The organism is Pedobacter sp. BS3 (assembly GCF_008274585.1).
GTDB lineage: Bacteria > Bacteroidota > Bacteroidia > Sphingobacteriales > Sphingobacteriaceae > Hufsiella_A.
In genome coordinates this window covers 31,932-45,504 of sequence record NZ_VTRT01000009.1, presented here as the reverse complement: position 1 = coordinate 45,504, position 13,573 = coordinate 31,932, and the positions used below count along the sequence as shown (strand labels likewise).

Here is a 13,573-nt window from a genome sequence, read left to right as displayed (position 1 = left end):
ATGGCATCCCGATTGCAAACCGGGACGAGCCTGCGCCTTAACCCGAACTCACGTGAAATTAAGATCAGTAAATTCGGATATCCAGTTTTGAGCCTAAAGTCTAATATCTCAAATCTAACATCTAACATCTAACATCTAACATCTAACATCTAACATCTAACATCTAACATCTAACATCTAACATCTAACATCTCATACCCCTAAAACGCTATAAAACGTTCTATCTGCTGGTTGGTAAACTTCACGGTATCTTCCTTGAACAGATCGCCGTTCTCGTCAAATTCCTTATTAATGTGCGGAATATGCAGTCGAAGCGGCATCACGTGCAGGTTAATGTAATGGCAAATACCGGTAAAGTGCTCAATGCCGCGGATGTTTCCGTATTTGCCGGATGATAAGCCCAGTAAAGCCGCTTTTTTGCCATAAAAGCTGTCCGGAAACTGGCAGGCATCAATAAATACTTTTAATACGCCGGGAAAGCTTCCGTTGTATTCAGGCACAACGAACAGGAATTTCTCTGTAGCCGTTACCACATTCTGTATAGGCATAAATTCGGCGCTGCGTTTTCCGTATAGATCCGTATGTAATAAGTTGTCGGGAAGTTCCAGCAGATTCAATATACCGGCATCAACGCCCTGCTCTTTTAATTTTTTCTGATAATAAATAGCCAGTTTAAGCGTATAACTTCCTGTACGGTTTGTAGCTGCAACAATAGTGGTCATGTTGTGGATAATATGTGTAAAACGAGCGTGAACACCCGGAGTTAAATAAGTTAAAGTTCGTATCTTAGCGGGTTGTTGAGACACCCGTAAAATGCGGTAAAATTAGTGTTTTAATCATTAATTGCTGCTATCAAAAGGGCCGCTCTCATCATTATATTGTAATTATATTCAATAGTTAAATGAGTAAAATCATCGCGTTAGCTAATCAAAAAGGAGGCGTAGGTAAAACCACCTCATCCATAAACCTGGCAGCCAGTCTGGCGGTTTTAGAGTACAGAACCTTACTGGTAGATGCCGATCCGCAGGCCAATTCAACATCAGGTATCGGGTTTGATCCCAGAACCATCAAAGCCAGTATTTATGAATGTATTATTAATGAGGTAGACCCCAGAGAAGCTATCCAGAAAACAGATACACCATTTCTGGATCTGTTGCCGGCGCATATAGACCTGGTTGGCGCTGAAATAGAAATGATCAACCTGCCCGACCGTGAATACAAAATGAAGGCGGTGCTGGACAGCGTACGTGACGATTATGATTTCATTATTATAGATTGCTCACCGTCGCTGGGATTAATTACCATTAACTCGCTTACAGCGGCAAATTCAGTGATCATACCGGTACAATGCGAATATTTTGCGCTGGAAGGTTTAGGCAAGCTGCTTAATACCATAAAAATTGTTCAGAACAGGCTCAACACCAGTCTGGAGATAGAAGGCATTTTATTAACCATGTATGATGTACGTCTGCGGCTTTCAAACCAGGTAGTTGAGGAGGTGAAAACACATTTTCAGGAGCTGGTATTTGATACCATCATTCAGCGTAATACACGTTTAAGCGAGGCGCCAAGTTTCGGTGTGTCGGTTATTATGCACGATGCCAGCTGCAAGGGAGCCATTAATTACCTGAACCTGGCCCGTGAGATCATTCGCAAAAACGGCCTTTCTAAAGAAGCAGGTGTTGAAGTTAAACAGGAAACCGCATAACAGTAAATGACGTACCAAAAGAAAACAGGTTTAGGCAAGGGCTTAAGTGCGTTATTGAACGATTCTGAGTCTATTCAGAGCACCCATCCGGAAACACCCGTTGCAGGAGCAGTATCGCCGGGAAATATTAGTCATATAAAGATAAGCCAGGTAGAAGTTAATCCGTTCCAGCCGCGTACAGAATTTGATGAGCAGGCTTTACAGGAGCTTTCAGAGTCCATAAAACTACAGGGGCTGATACAACCTATCACCGTACGTAAAGCCGGGTCGAGCTATCAGCTTATCTCCGGCGAACGCCGTCTACGGGCATCAAAGCTGGCCGGGCTGACCGAAATTCCGGCATATATCCGTACTGCTAACGATCAGCAGATGCTGGAGATGGCGCTGATTGAAAATATCCAGCGTGAAAACCTGAACCCCATAGAGGTTGCTCTGAGCTTTCAGCGGATGATAGAAGAATGCAACTTAAAGCAGGAAGAATTAGGCGAACGGGTAAGCAAGAACCGGTCGACAGTGACCAACTTTTTGCGGTTGCTGAAACTACCACCCGATATACAGGTTGCTATACGCGATGAAACTATCTCCATGGGCCATGCAAAGGCTATTTTAGGTTTGGATGATGTAGACAAGCAGCTGTTTGTGCTCAAAGAGATCATTGCTAAATCATTATCCGTCCGTAAGGCCGAAGAGCTGGTTCGCGATATGCAGAATCGGACCTTAAAGAAAAAAGCTCAGAATACCGGTAGTTTTTCTTTTCAATATCAAAAGATACAAGATGATCTGGCCTCTAAATTTTCTTCGCGGGTAAAACTGAAAGTGCAGGGACAGGGCAAAGGAGCTATAGAGATTCCATTTACTTCGGAAGATGATCTGAGCCGGATACTTGAATTATTAGACTGGTAATGCGTTTTGGGGTTCTGATAGCATTAGTTAGCCTGTTTTATGGGTTAAACGCATTTTCGCAAACCGATACTGCTTTTATAAAAGTGGACAGTGCTATGGCTAACCCCGATGCAAAAACTAAAAAGTCGGATACGCTCCGCAAAGCATCGCCGGTACAGGCGCAACCCAAAAAGAATGAGGTAGTTAAAGATTCTGCCCGTTTGGCGCTTGAGGCAATGCCGCGTCGTGCGGCTACACGCTCTGCCATTATCCCCGGCTGGGGGCAGATCACCAATAAACGCTGGTGGAAATTGCCCATTGTGTATGGGGGATACGTTTCTATCGGTCTGGCACTGGAATTTAACCAGCGGTATTATCATAGCATATTAAAAGAAGTGCAATACCGGTACTTGCATGATGATCAACCGCCTGAAGGTTCAAAATATGCGATATACAGCACAACGGGACTAATAAGCGCCAAGGATTTTTATCGCCGGAACCGTGATCTGAGCATACTGGGAATGCTGGCTATGCACACCATACAGGTAATAGATGCGTATGTGGATGCCAAAATGTTCAGGTATGATATTGGCAGTGATCTGTCGTTCAATGTGTCGCCAACCATACAAATGCAGCCATCGTTATACAGTTACCAGGCGGCAGTGCCGTCGTTGCAATTTACGTTATCTTTCTGACGCGTTTGGGTAAAACAAAAATATTATGCATCTTCCGCACAATTATAAAATGATGAGTTTATGAATATTGCCTTATTAGGATATGGTAAAATGGGCCGTATTATTGAGCAGTTTGCTATAGACAGGGGTCACGCCATTGCACTTAAAATTGACGAGCACAATTTACACGATTTAACTACAGAGAACCTGCAAAAAGCCGATGTTGCTATTGATTTCAGTACACCGGCATCAGCGCTGGCGAATATCGATGCCTGTTTTAATGCGGATGTACCCCTGGTAATTGGTACAACCGGCTGGTATGGCAGCCTGCAAACGGTGAAAGATAAATGCGAGGCCGGTAACAAATCGCTGCTGTATGCATCAAACTTTAGTGTGGGCGTTAATGTGTTTTTCTTTGTGAACAAGGTATTGGCCAAAATCATGAACCGCTACCCGCAGTATGAGGTGCAGGTAGAAGAAATACATCATACCCAAAAGCTGGATGCACCGAGCGGGACAGCTATGACCATTGCCGAAGGTATTGTAGAAAACCTGGATCGTAAAAACGAATGGGTTAATGAAGTGGTGGGGCAGGAGCAAATTGTAACCAAACCCGGCCAACTGCTTATTGAATCGCACCGCATTGAAGATGTGCCCGGTACGCACACGGTAATATACAGCTCTGAGGTAGACGAGATCGAATTTAAGCACACCGCACACAGCCGTGCCGGCTTTGCTCTGGGAGCCGTGCTGGCTGCCGAATGGCTGCAGGGCAAAACCGGGTTCTATTCGGTTAAAGACATGTTTGATTTTAACATATAACATAATGAATTGGAAATTCTGGAAAAAGAATCCTGAAAAACAGCAAAAAAAGAAAAGTAAAAGCCGTGAATGGGTAGATGCCATTATTTTCGCGGTTATTGCGGCTACGCTGATCCGGGGATTGTTCATTGAGGCCTACACCATCCCTACCGGCTCGATGGAAAAATCCTTGTTGGTTGGCGATTTCTTGTTTGTCAGCAAGCTAAACTATGGCGCCCGCACACCGATGACTCCAATTGCCTTCCCGTTTGCGCATCATACCATGCCTATTATAGGCACAAAAGCCTATTGGGATGGCATTGAGCTAAAATATCACCGTTTGCCGGGATTACAGAAAATAAAGCGGCAGGATGTAGTAGTGTTTAATTACCCGATGGAAGCCGATCCACCGCTAAGCCGGCCGGTTGATAAGCGGGAAAATTATATCAAACGCTGCCAGGGTATCCCCGGCGATACGCTGAAAATTATCAATACCCAGGTGTATGTTAACGGCAAACCGGCCGAAACCCCGCATTTCGGACAAACATCCTATTATGTAAAATCAGACGGCAGCGATTTTAATCCTGAAACATTGCAGGATATGGATATCGATGTGCAGCGTGCAACAGCAGATGATTATATCTTTTATATGACGGGAGACCAGGCCGAGGAGATCAGGAAATGGGCAAACGTAAGATCGGTGCAGCCGGTCATTCGTCCGGCAGGTGATTACGAGCCGCAGGTATTTCCGCATAACCCGCGTTACAAATGGAATGAGGATAACTATGGCCCCATTATTATCCCTAAAAAAGGCTGGACAGTAACATTGGATAGCACAACCATTCCGTTTTATAAACGGGCCATTGAGGTTTACGAGGGCAATCAGGTAGCCCAGCCGGACAGCAACAGCCTGGTTATTAACGGCAAGCCGGCTACTTCATATACTTTTAAAATGGATTATTACTGGATGATGGGCGATAACCGCCACAACTCACTCGATTCACGCTTCTGGGGGTTTGTGCCCGAAGACCACATTGTTGGTAAAGCGTTATTTGTGTGGATGAGTTGGGATGCTAACGGCTCGTTCCTGAATAAAATACGCTGGAAACGCCTGTTTATGGGAATACATTAAGAGAATGAAATAACTTGAACCTCCGGATATGCCCGGAGGTTTTTTTATGCCATATTTGTTTTTAAATTCATCACGATGAAGAAATTGATACAAGGTTTGTGCCTGTCACTAATCAGCATATCGGCATACGCCCAAATTACAAACGACAGCCTGGAATATCGTATCCGTCCCGACAGTGTCCGCACGGGCAGTCTGTATTTAAGCGTTAATAACTTTAATTACCTGCGTAATTACGAATTTTATAATCATTTCCAGGATGGTTATACTTTGTACGGGCTTCAGTTGGAACCACAATTGGTTTATTACGTTCATCCGCAGTTAGCGATAATGGGTGGCATCCATGTGCGCAAAGATTTTGGCGGAGAGGGTATCTACAAAACGTATCCCCTCTTTAGCATCAAATATCAAAAAGACAATTTTGCTTTTATTAACGGTGTGCTTGAAGGAAACGTACATCATCGTTTTATAGAACCATTATTTGATGTAGAAAACCGCATTAATAACCCGGTAGAATACGGTACGCAGTTCCTGTTCAACAAACCCTCCTTGTTTTTAGATGCCTTTATTAACTGGCGCCGGATGATCTATAAGCCATCGCCGCAGCAGGAGCAGATACTAGCCGGTGTGTCTTCTGATATCAGGCTTCTTGCCGACGATAACGTCCGGCTATCGTTACCGCTGCAATTAACTATTTTTCACCAGGGTGGACAGATTGATACGCTTGATAAACCTATCCAGACCTTACTGAACACGGCTACCGGATTTCGTTTTGAATATAAAACGAATGGTTTTGTGCAAAAGATACGCACCGAAAATTATTTTGTTTATTTTAATGAGCTGTCTAATACCCCTTTGCTTCCATATCCCTCCGGCAAGGGCGTATATCTGAACGGGGGCATCGATACCCGGTACGGTTCTTTAACCGGAAGCTACTGGAATGCCAATGGTTATTTCTCGCCGTTAGGCATGCCCTTGTTTCAGTCAGTCTCACAAAAAATATACGAGGAAGGGCAAAGCCGGAAACACCGGCAACTGTTATTTATCCGGTATGCTTTTCAGCAACAATTAATACCACATTTTTATATCGATGTAAGGTTAGAGCCGGTAATGGATCTGGATTTGCCAACCAAAAAGTTTGAGCTGTACCATTCGCTTTTCCTGGTTTATAAGCAGGATTTTAAACTTTTCGGGAAAAAATCAGAAAAATAACATCCTTCATGCAACTATTTGGCATTGGCCGGCATCTATAAGCAAACAGGACATGAATTTGGAACATTCGTTTACGATTGACGATTTGCTGGAAGGATGCAGGCAGGGTAACCGGAAAAGCCAGGAACTGCTCTACAAAAAGCTGGCGTCTAAAATGCTGGGCGTATGTATGCGGTATGCCAAAGACAGCAGCGAAGCGGAAGATATGTTGCAAATGGGTTTTGTTAAAGTATTCAAAAAGCTGGATGATTTTAAGGGCGATGGCTCTTTTGAAGGCTGGATAAGACGGATTATGGTGAACACTGCCATTGAGGTTTACCGTAAAAATCAGCGCATGCTGAATGTGATACCTATTGATGAGGTGTATAACGAGCCGCAGCATGTATTTGATATGAATGGTCTTGAGGTAAAAGATCTGTTAAAATGTATCCAGGAGCTGGCCGGAGGTTATCGTTTGGTATTTAATATGTATGTGATGGAGGGCTTTTCGCATAAGGAAATAGCCGAAAGGCTGGGAATATCCGAAGGAGCGTCTAAATCGCAATTATCTCGTGCAAGGGCAATGTTGAGGGAAAAGATCATAAAAATGGAGGGAAATAATTATGCCAACTATACAGGATAAGGAATTTGATACCTTTTTTCGGCAAAAGTTTGAAGGATTTGAAGTTGAGCCGGCCGTAAATCTCTGGGCAAAAATAGCTGATGAACTGGATGGCAGGCCTGTTCGGAAAAAGAGATATTCTTTTTTGTGGATGGCGGCAAGTATTATAGTAGTGATAAGCGTTGCCTGGTTCTGGTTCCGGCCGCAGTCGCAGGTAATTATACAGGCTCGTAAGGTCAAAAAACCGGAAGCAACGGTATCTCCTGTAAAGCAGGAGGAGAAAATTCCCGTATACACCGCTGTGAAACCGGATATTTCAACTTCACATGAAAAAAAGGTCGTAAAAATTCCGGGCAGAATAAACAACGTGGATAGCAATACATCGGGTAATAAGGGAATCGTGTTGAATGGCGCAGATTCGGCAGCAACAGTTCAACCTTCAGAAAAGCTTGCTGAAATAAAGGAAACCATACCCGCCGTTAACGTCGAACAAGTGACAGTACCGGTAGCCGCGTTACGGCAAAAACAAGCGCTGGCGGCCGTAAACTTAGAGCAGGGGTTATCCACAGATTCCGTATCGCAAACCCGGCCCAGAATAAAATCGGTTGGCGATATTATCAATTTCGTGGTAAGCAAAGTTGACAAACGGCCCGAAAAGCTGCTGCAATTCCAGGATAGTGATGAAGGTGCCGAAGTAACCGGTATAAATTTGGGTCTGGTAAAATACAGGAGCAGGAATAAATAATTAAAAGTTGAGTGAAACGAAATCCCGACCATTCGGGATCAAAAATCTTTTAAAGCTTCATTAATAGCCGTTTAGAAATAAAAAATAAACCAATGAAATATCTTTTACTTACAACGTTTGTAGTTTTGGCTGGCACTACAGTCTTTGCTGGTCAGCAAGATACTTTGCGGCAGGATACCGTTAAAAAGAAGAAGCAGGTTTCGATTGTGATCAACAGCGAAAGCAGCATCGGGCTCGGTAAAAGCGATTCTACAAAACATAGCAAGGCGCCGGGGGTAATATATTCCATTACGTTTACACGTTTTGACCTGGGCTTTACCAAGCTGGTGGATAATGGCAGCTTTACGTTATCGCCGCAAAACCAGTTTCTGGCTTACAAACCCTGGAAAACCAGCACGGTAGGTTTTGATGTGCTGCAATTTGGTTACCGGTTTAACAGCAGCTTTAAAGTGTACCTGGCCGCCGGGTTCGACTGGACACTGATACGGCTGAAAAATAACATCACTATATTGCCTAACCAGCCTGTTTTGAGTTATCGCGAAGACGCTATTGATTACAGTAAGAACCGTTTTTCGGCAAGCTATCTGCGTTTGCCTCTGGGATTTGAGTTCCGGACCAAAGACGATAACCGGGGTAAAAAATTCCGGTTAGTGGTTGGCCCGGAAGGTGGCTTTCTGCTGAATGGGAAAGTGAAGCAAATAAGTGATGAAAAAGGCAAGCAAAAGGTAAAAGACGATTACCATTTCAGCAGTTTCCGTTACGGAGCCTATGCCCGTATGGGTTATGGCGGAGCCGGTTTGTTTGCTAAATATTATTTTAACGATATGTTTGAAAACAGCCCGGCGCAAAGCGGCCTCAGAAATATGTCGTTCGGTATCATGTTTGGCTTTTAATGATCTGGTATTGAATTTTATTTATCCCAGACCGGTTAAATTAATTCAACTATTGTACGATTAAGAGCGCCCGTACGAAAGGCCGGCGCCCCAATCCCTGCAGCTAATTGATAATCTGTTGTTTACATACTGTCGCTCCCGTTCTCTTAAAGAATGGTCGGTTTTAATTTGGTGCTTCTTTTTCTTTTCGGCCAGTTTTAACCAGTTAATAGCGGAGATCGTATTTCCTGAATGGAGTTCCAGCCGGATAAAAATAGACTCGGTAGGCTCCCGGCGGTCGTTTAATATCTGGCTTAACAGTGTTTCATGAATCTGGATATCATGGGCAAATTCTTTCTTCTTCCGCTGAGTTAGCTGCAGGTATTGTTCCAGGAAATATCCGAAAGTATATGCGGGATCATAGCCGTCAGTACGTATATAATCCTCTATCCTGAATTTGAGACGCAACAGTTGATCACGGAGTTGTTGCTCCGTGGTCAGTGCAGCATGTGATACTTATCAATATAATGTTGTTTCAGCTCAGTTTTAGGTGTTAGGGAGATGCAGGGCTAATCCCGTCAGCCCCAGGATGTCATGGTTGCCTGTTAAGGTTAGCTTATAAATCATACATTCGGTTCGCAGTGTCTTCCAGTTAAAGAAATAACGTCTCTTCGTGATGCGTTTAAAGTCAGCATCCGCTGCAAGCTGTACCTGGGCAGGCAGACTTTTATGACTAACCGCGTCAACGATCGCTTAAAGCCCCTCATAAAGGCCGGATTTAAAATCCGGGACTACCGGCGATGGAATTATAAATTCCGTCTGGCGAGGCAAAATCAAGGACACCGCTCTACAACGGTATTGCTGTAACAAAAACAGTACAAGCTGCAACAAAAAAGCCCTGCTTTTCAGCAAGGCTTTATATTTTATAATTTGAGTATCTTATCCATTAGATAATGCTGCCGCACCACTCACAATCTCGGTAAGCTCGGTTGTAATGGCGGCCTGACGTGCCTGGTTGTAAGATAGCTTCAGGTTGCGTAATAATTCGCCGGCGTTGTCGGTGGCTTTATCCATCGCTGTCATGCGTGCCCCGTGTTCTGAGGCATGTGAATCAAGCACAGCCTTGTACAGCTGAACTTTGATAGATTTCGGAATCAGCTGTTCTACAATTTCTTCCTGTGATGGTTCCAGGATGTAATCTACCTTATGCAGATTGCTTTCTTTCGAAACTTCCGGACGCGGCAACGGCAATAATTGTTCTGTGAAAACAAACTGCATCGCAGCATTTTTGAAGTGGTTATAAACCACTTCCACGCGGTCGTAATCACCATCAACAAAGCCTTTCATAATGGCCTCGGTGATTTTCGATGTGTTCTCGAAGCTCAGGTCGTTATACAGCTCGTTATTATTACCAATTACGTTATATTTACGTTTCTCGTAATAATCCTGCGCTTTTTTACCAATCGCTGCAATAGAAACATTTCCCTGGCGATATTGCGCCTCGTATTTTGTAGCGATCAGTTGATTAACGGCTTTCAGGATGTTGGCGTTAAATGCACCTGCCAGTCCCCGGTTAGAGGTTACGGCCACAATAAGCACACGCTTTGGCTCACGCTCCTGGATGTACGGAGAATGTGACGCTTCGAGACTGGCCGAGAGGTTGGATAAAATATCTCTCAGCTTGTTGGCATAAGGCCGCAACTGAACGATAGCATTGGTAGCCCGTTTCAGCTTGGCAGCCGAAACCATTTTCATGGCTTTGGTAATCTGCTGCGTTGAGCTTACAGATGCTATACGGTTTCTTACTTCTTTTAAATTAGCCATTCTGCTTTAGATGTGAGATTTGAGCTATTAGATTTCAGACTTTCTTTGGTCTAATAGCTCAAATCTGATGTCTCAAATCTTAATACTTCGCTGATAACTCTTTCGCTACGGTTTCTAATACGCTGGTCAGGCTGTCATCAAATTTACCGGCCTTTAATGCCTGTAATACTTCCGGATGACGCACTTCCAGTTGCTGGGTAAATTCGCTTTCAAACTCTTTTACCTTATTAACCGGTACATTGCGCAGCAAGCCTTTTGTTCCGATATAGATAATGGCTACCTGCTTTTCTACCGGAACCGGAGAAAACTGCCCTTGCTTCAGGATCTCTACGTTACGCACACCTTTATCCAGTACAGATTTGGTAGCGGCATCGAGGTCTGAACCGAATTTCGCGAAAGCCTCAAGCTCACGGAACTGTGCCTGGTCAAGCTTTAACGTACCGGCAACCTTTTTCATGGATTTTATCTGGGCATTACCACCTACACGTGATACCGAGATACCTACGTTAATAGCCGGACGCACACCGGCGTTGAACAAGTTTGATTCCAGGAATATCTGTCCGTCTGTAATAGAAATTACGTTAGTTGGGATATATGCAGAAACGTCGCCTGCCTGTGTTTCGATAATAGGTAACGCTGTTAATGAGCCGCCTCCTTTTACAATTCCTTTGATTGAATCGGGAAGATCGTTCATATTTTTAGCGATCTCGTCAGACGCGTTGATCTTCGCGGCACGCTCTAACAAACGGCTGTGCAGGTAGAACACGTCTCCGGGATATGCTTCGCGGCCGGGAGGACGACGCAGCAACAGGGAAACTTCGCGGTAAGCAACAGCTTGTTTTGAAAGGTCATCGTAAATGATCAGTGCCGGACGACCGGTATCGCGGAAGAACTCGCCAATAGCAGCACCTGCGAACGGAGCGTAGAACTGCATTGGCGCAGGATCTGATGCTGACGCAGCTACTACTACTGTGTAGGCCATAGCACCGTTTTCTTCAAGAGTGCGCACAATGTTAGCCACGGTAGAGTTTTTCTGACCGATAGCTACATAGATACAGAAAACAGGTTGTCCTGCTTCGTAAAACTCTTTTTGATTGATAATGGTATCGATACAAACGGCGGTTTTACCGGTCTGACGATCGCCGATTACCAGCTCACGCTGTCCGCGACCGATAGGGATCATGGCATCGATAGCTTTGATACCGGTTTGAAGCGGCTCTGTAACCGGCTGACGAAAGATAACACCGGGAGCTTTACGCTCTAACGGCATTTCGTAAGTTTCACCGGCGATAGGTCCTTTTCCATCAATAGGCTGACCTAATGTATTAACCACACGGCCTAACATGCCATCGCCTACTTTTATAGATGCAATGCGGTTTGTCCGTCTAACGGTATCGCCCTCTTTCACTTCATCGAACGCACCTAACAATACCACACCGACGTTATCTTCTTCCAGGTTCAATACAATACCCTGTAAGCCTCCGTCGAACTCAACAAGCTCGCCCGATTGAACCTTTGTTAAGCCGTAAACCCGGGCAATACCGTCGCCTATCTGCAATACGGTACCTACTTCTTCCAGTTCGGCTTCTGATTGAAAGCCCGACAATTGCTGTCTTAAAATTGCCGATACCTCATCTGGTCTTACCTCTACCATAATTGTATAAAAAGTTTTTTATGTGTTACCTTATATTAAACTATTGTTTTTTGTGCAAACTGCCTTTTCAGGTTCTTCAGCTTATTGGCAATGGTTGCGTCGAATTGTTTATCGCCAACGGTCAATACAAAACCACCTATCAGGCTTTCGTCTGTTTTAGTTTCCAGAATCACCTGCCCGCCTGTTGCATGCTGCACTACTTCTGTGATCTGCTTTTTATTTTCGTCGCTTAGCGGAGCTGCTGAAACTACCGTAGCCTTGATGATACCCTTACGCTTGTTATATTCATTGATAAATTCTTTGGCTGTAGCGTACAATATTTCAGAGCGGCCTTTGCTGGTCACTATCCTGAAAAAGGATATCACAATCTTATGAACGCTGCTGCCAAAAATATCGGTAAGGATGGCAATCTTTTTAGACGGGCTGATCACCGGATTTCTAAGTATTGCCAGTAGTTGCGGGTTTTCCCGGCAAACCTGTATAAACTTTTCAACATCACCTTTAACGGGCTCCAGAGCGTTTTGCTCGGTTGCCAGATCGATCAGTGATTTTGCGTACCTGGATGCTACTTGTATTTCAGACATAACGATGATTTACGATTTACGATTTACGACTTTCAGGCCGCAATACGCAAATCTCTGTACTAATCACTAATTCAATTTAACTTCTTTCAACAGATCGCCTACCAAAGCCTGTTGCTTATCTTTATCTTCAAATTGCTTGCGCAGTATTTTCTCTGCAATTTCCAGCGAAAGCGTAGCCACCTGGTTTTTCACTTCATCAAGCGCTGCTGCCTTTTGCGTTTCAATTTCATGCCGGGCAGTTTCAATCAGCTTAGCGCCTTCTGTCTGGGCCTGCTTTTTGGCGTCGTTTACAATCTGATCTTTCAGCTCTTTAGCTTCTTTTAATATTTTATCACGCTCGGCACGTGCTTCTTTTAAAAGCTGCTCATTTTCATTGGTCAGGCGCTGCATTTCATCCTTTGCATGTTCGGCCGAAGCAAGCGCTGTTTCTATAGAGCGTTCGCGATCATGTATAGCACCTAAGATCGGTTTCCACGCAAATTTCCTTAACAATAACAGTAAGAAAAGAAACGTCACCAATGTCCAGAAAACCAAACCTATACTTGGAGATACTAATTCCATGTGTATTTTAAATTAATTATTTTTTCAGATCAGTTAAGAACAGGGAACCGTTTGCAGCCAACCGCTTACAATAAGGGTTCCCTGTACTGTTAATTACTTATGCAGGATTATTACCCAGCAATGAAACTACCACACCGAACAGCGCAACACCTTCTACAAGGGCTGCAGCGATGATCATAGCAGTTTGAATTTTCGAAGCAGCTTCTGGCTGACGGGCTATACCTTCTACAGCCTTACCACCAATCTGTCCGATACCGATACCAGCGCCTATCGCTGATAAACCTGCACCTAATGCAGCAATTGAACCTACCATAATTGTTTTTATT

The 13,573-nt window shown here is 44.2% G+C and carries 16 protein-coding genes; 9 read left to right on the top strand and 7 right to left on the bottom strand.

Translation table 11 applies throughout. The features are described from left to right. Positions 1–200: 200 nt before the first annotated feature. Complete coding sequence (locus FW774_RS18720; RefSeq protein WP_149349814.1) at positions 201–722, bottom strand: NADPH-dependent FMN reductase; 522 nt, start codon at positions 720–722, stop codon at positions 201–203. A gap of 179 nt (positions 723–901) precedes the next feature. Here FW774_RS18720 and FW774_RS18715 point away from each other — a divergent pair, with 179 nt between their 5' ends. From FW774_RS18715 to FW774_RS18675, 9 genes are all read left to right on the top strand, one after another. Further along, positions 902–1,708 carry a ParA family protein gene (locus FW774_RS18715; protein WP_149349812.1) on the top strand — a complete coding sequence of 269 codons (807 nt, stop codon included), beginning with the start codon at positions 902–904 and terminating at the stop codon, positions 1,706–1,708. A 6-nt stretch (positions 1,709–1,714) separates the two neighbouring features. Then, on the top strand, positions 1,715–2,611 hold the full coding sequence (locus FW774_RS18710; protein ID WP_149349810.1) for a ParB/RepB/Spo0J family partition protein: 897 nt from the start codon (positions 1,715–1,717) through the stop codon (positions 2,609–2,611). Continuing rightward, on the top strand, positions 2,611–3,285 hold the full coding sequence (locus FW774_RS18705) for a DUF5683 domain-containing protein (protein WP_149349808.1): 675 nt from the start codon (positions 2,611–2,613) through the stop codon (positions 3,283–3,285). The genes FW774_RS18710 and FW774_RS18705 overlap by 1 nt, the downstream gene beginning before the upstream one ends. Before the next feature lie 60 nt (positions 3,286–3,345). Further along, positions 3,346–4,086 (top strand): 4-hydroxy-tetrahydrodipicolinate reductase, encoded by a 741-nt coding sequence (dapB, locus tag FW774_RS18700; protein WP_149349806.1) that lies wholly within the window; start codon positions 3,346–3,348, stop codon positions 4,084–4,086. Positions 4,087–4,090: 4 nt separating this feature from the next. Then, positions 4,091–5,197, top strand: coding sequence for a signal peptidase I (gene lepB / locus FW774_RS18695; protein WP_149349804.1), 1,107 nt, complete (start codon positions 4,091–4,093; stop codon positions 5,195–5,197). 75 nt (positions 5,198–5,272) lie between these two features. After that, a complete protein-coding gene (locus FW774_RS18690) occupies positions 5,273–6,406 on the top strand; it encodes a hypothetical protein (RefSeq protein ID WP_149349802.1) in 1,134 nt (377 codons plus the stop codon). A gap of 52 nt (positions 6,407–6,458) precedes the next feature. Then, entirely contained in the window at positions 6,459–7,028 is a 570-nt protein-coding gene (locus tag FW774_RS18685; protein WP_149349800.1) for an RNA polymerase sigma factor, read from the top strand. Continuing rightward, positions 7,009–7,752 (top strand): hypothetical protein, encoded by a 744-nt coding sequence (locus FW774_RS18680; protein ID WP_149349798.1) that lies wholly within the window; start codon positions 7,009–7,011, stop codon positions 7,750–7,752. The genes FW774_RS18685 and FW774_RS18680 overlap by 20 nt, the downstream gene beginning before the upstream one ends. A 92-nt stretch (positions 7,753–7,844) precedes the next feature. Then, positions 7,845–8,645 (top strand): outer membrane beta-barrel protein, encoded by an 801-nt coding sequence (locus FW774_RS18675; protein ID WP_149349796.1) that lies wholly within the window; start codon positions 7,845–7,847, stop codon positions 8,643–8,645. A 60-nt stretch (positions 8,646–8,705) separates the two neighbouring features. Here the strand turns inward: FW774_RS18675 and FW774_RS18670 are convergent, their stop codons facing one another. The 6 genes from FW774_RS18670 to atpE all read right to left on the bottom strand — a co-directional run bounded on the left by FW774_RS18670 (position 8,706) and on the right by atpE (position 13,560). Continuing rightward, positions 8,706–9,092, bottom strand: a complete 387-nt coding sequence (locus tag FW774_RS18670) for a hypothetical protein (RefSeq protein WP_149349794.1) — start codon at positions 9,090–9,092, stop codon at positions 8,706–8,708. A gap of 471 nt (positions 9,093–9,563) precedes the next feature. After that, a complete protein-coding gene (atpG, locus tag FW774_RS18665) occupies positions 9,564–10,448 on the bottom strand; it encodes an ATP synthase F1 subunit gamma (protein WP_149349792.1) in 885 nt (294 codons plus the stop codon). Positions 10,449–10,527: 79 nt separating this feature from the next. Further along, a complete protein-coding gene (gene atpA / locus FW774_RS18660; RefSeq protein ID WP_149349790.1) occupies positions 10,528–12,102 on the bottom strand; it encodes a F0F1 ATP synthase subunit alpha in 1,575 nt (524 codons plus the stop codon). A 35-nt stretch (positions 12,103–12,137) separates the two neighbouring features. Further along, entirely contained in the window at positions 12,138–12,686 is a 549-nt protein-coding gene (gene atpH / locus FW774_RS18655) for an ATP synthase F1 subunit delta (protein ID WP_149349788.1), read from the bottom strand. A gap of 66 nt (positions 12,687–12,752) precedes the next feature. Then, the gene (locus tag FW774_RS18650) at positions 12,753–13,247 is read right to left on the bottom strand and encodes a F0F1 ATP synthase subunit B (protein ID WP_149349786.1); all 495 of its coding nucleotides are present in this window, start codon (positions 13,245–13,247) and stop codon (positions 12,753–12,755) included. A 97-nt stretch (positions 13,248–13,344) separates the two neighbouring features. Beyond that, a complete protein-coding gene (gene atpE / locus FW774_RS18645; protein WP_149349784.1) occupies positions 13,345–13,560 on the bottom strand; it encodes an ATP synthase F0 subunit C in 216 nt (71 codons plus the stop codon). Positions 13,561–13,573 lie beyond the last annotated feature (13 nt).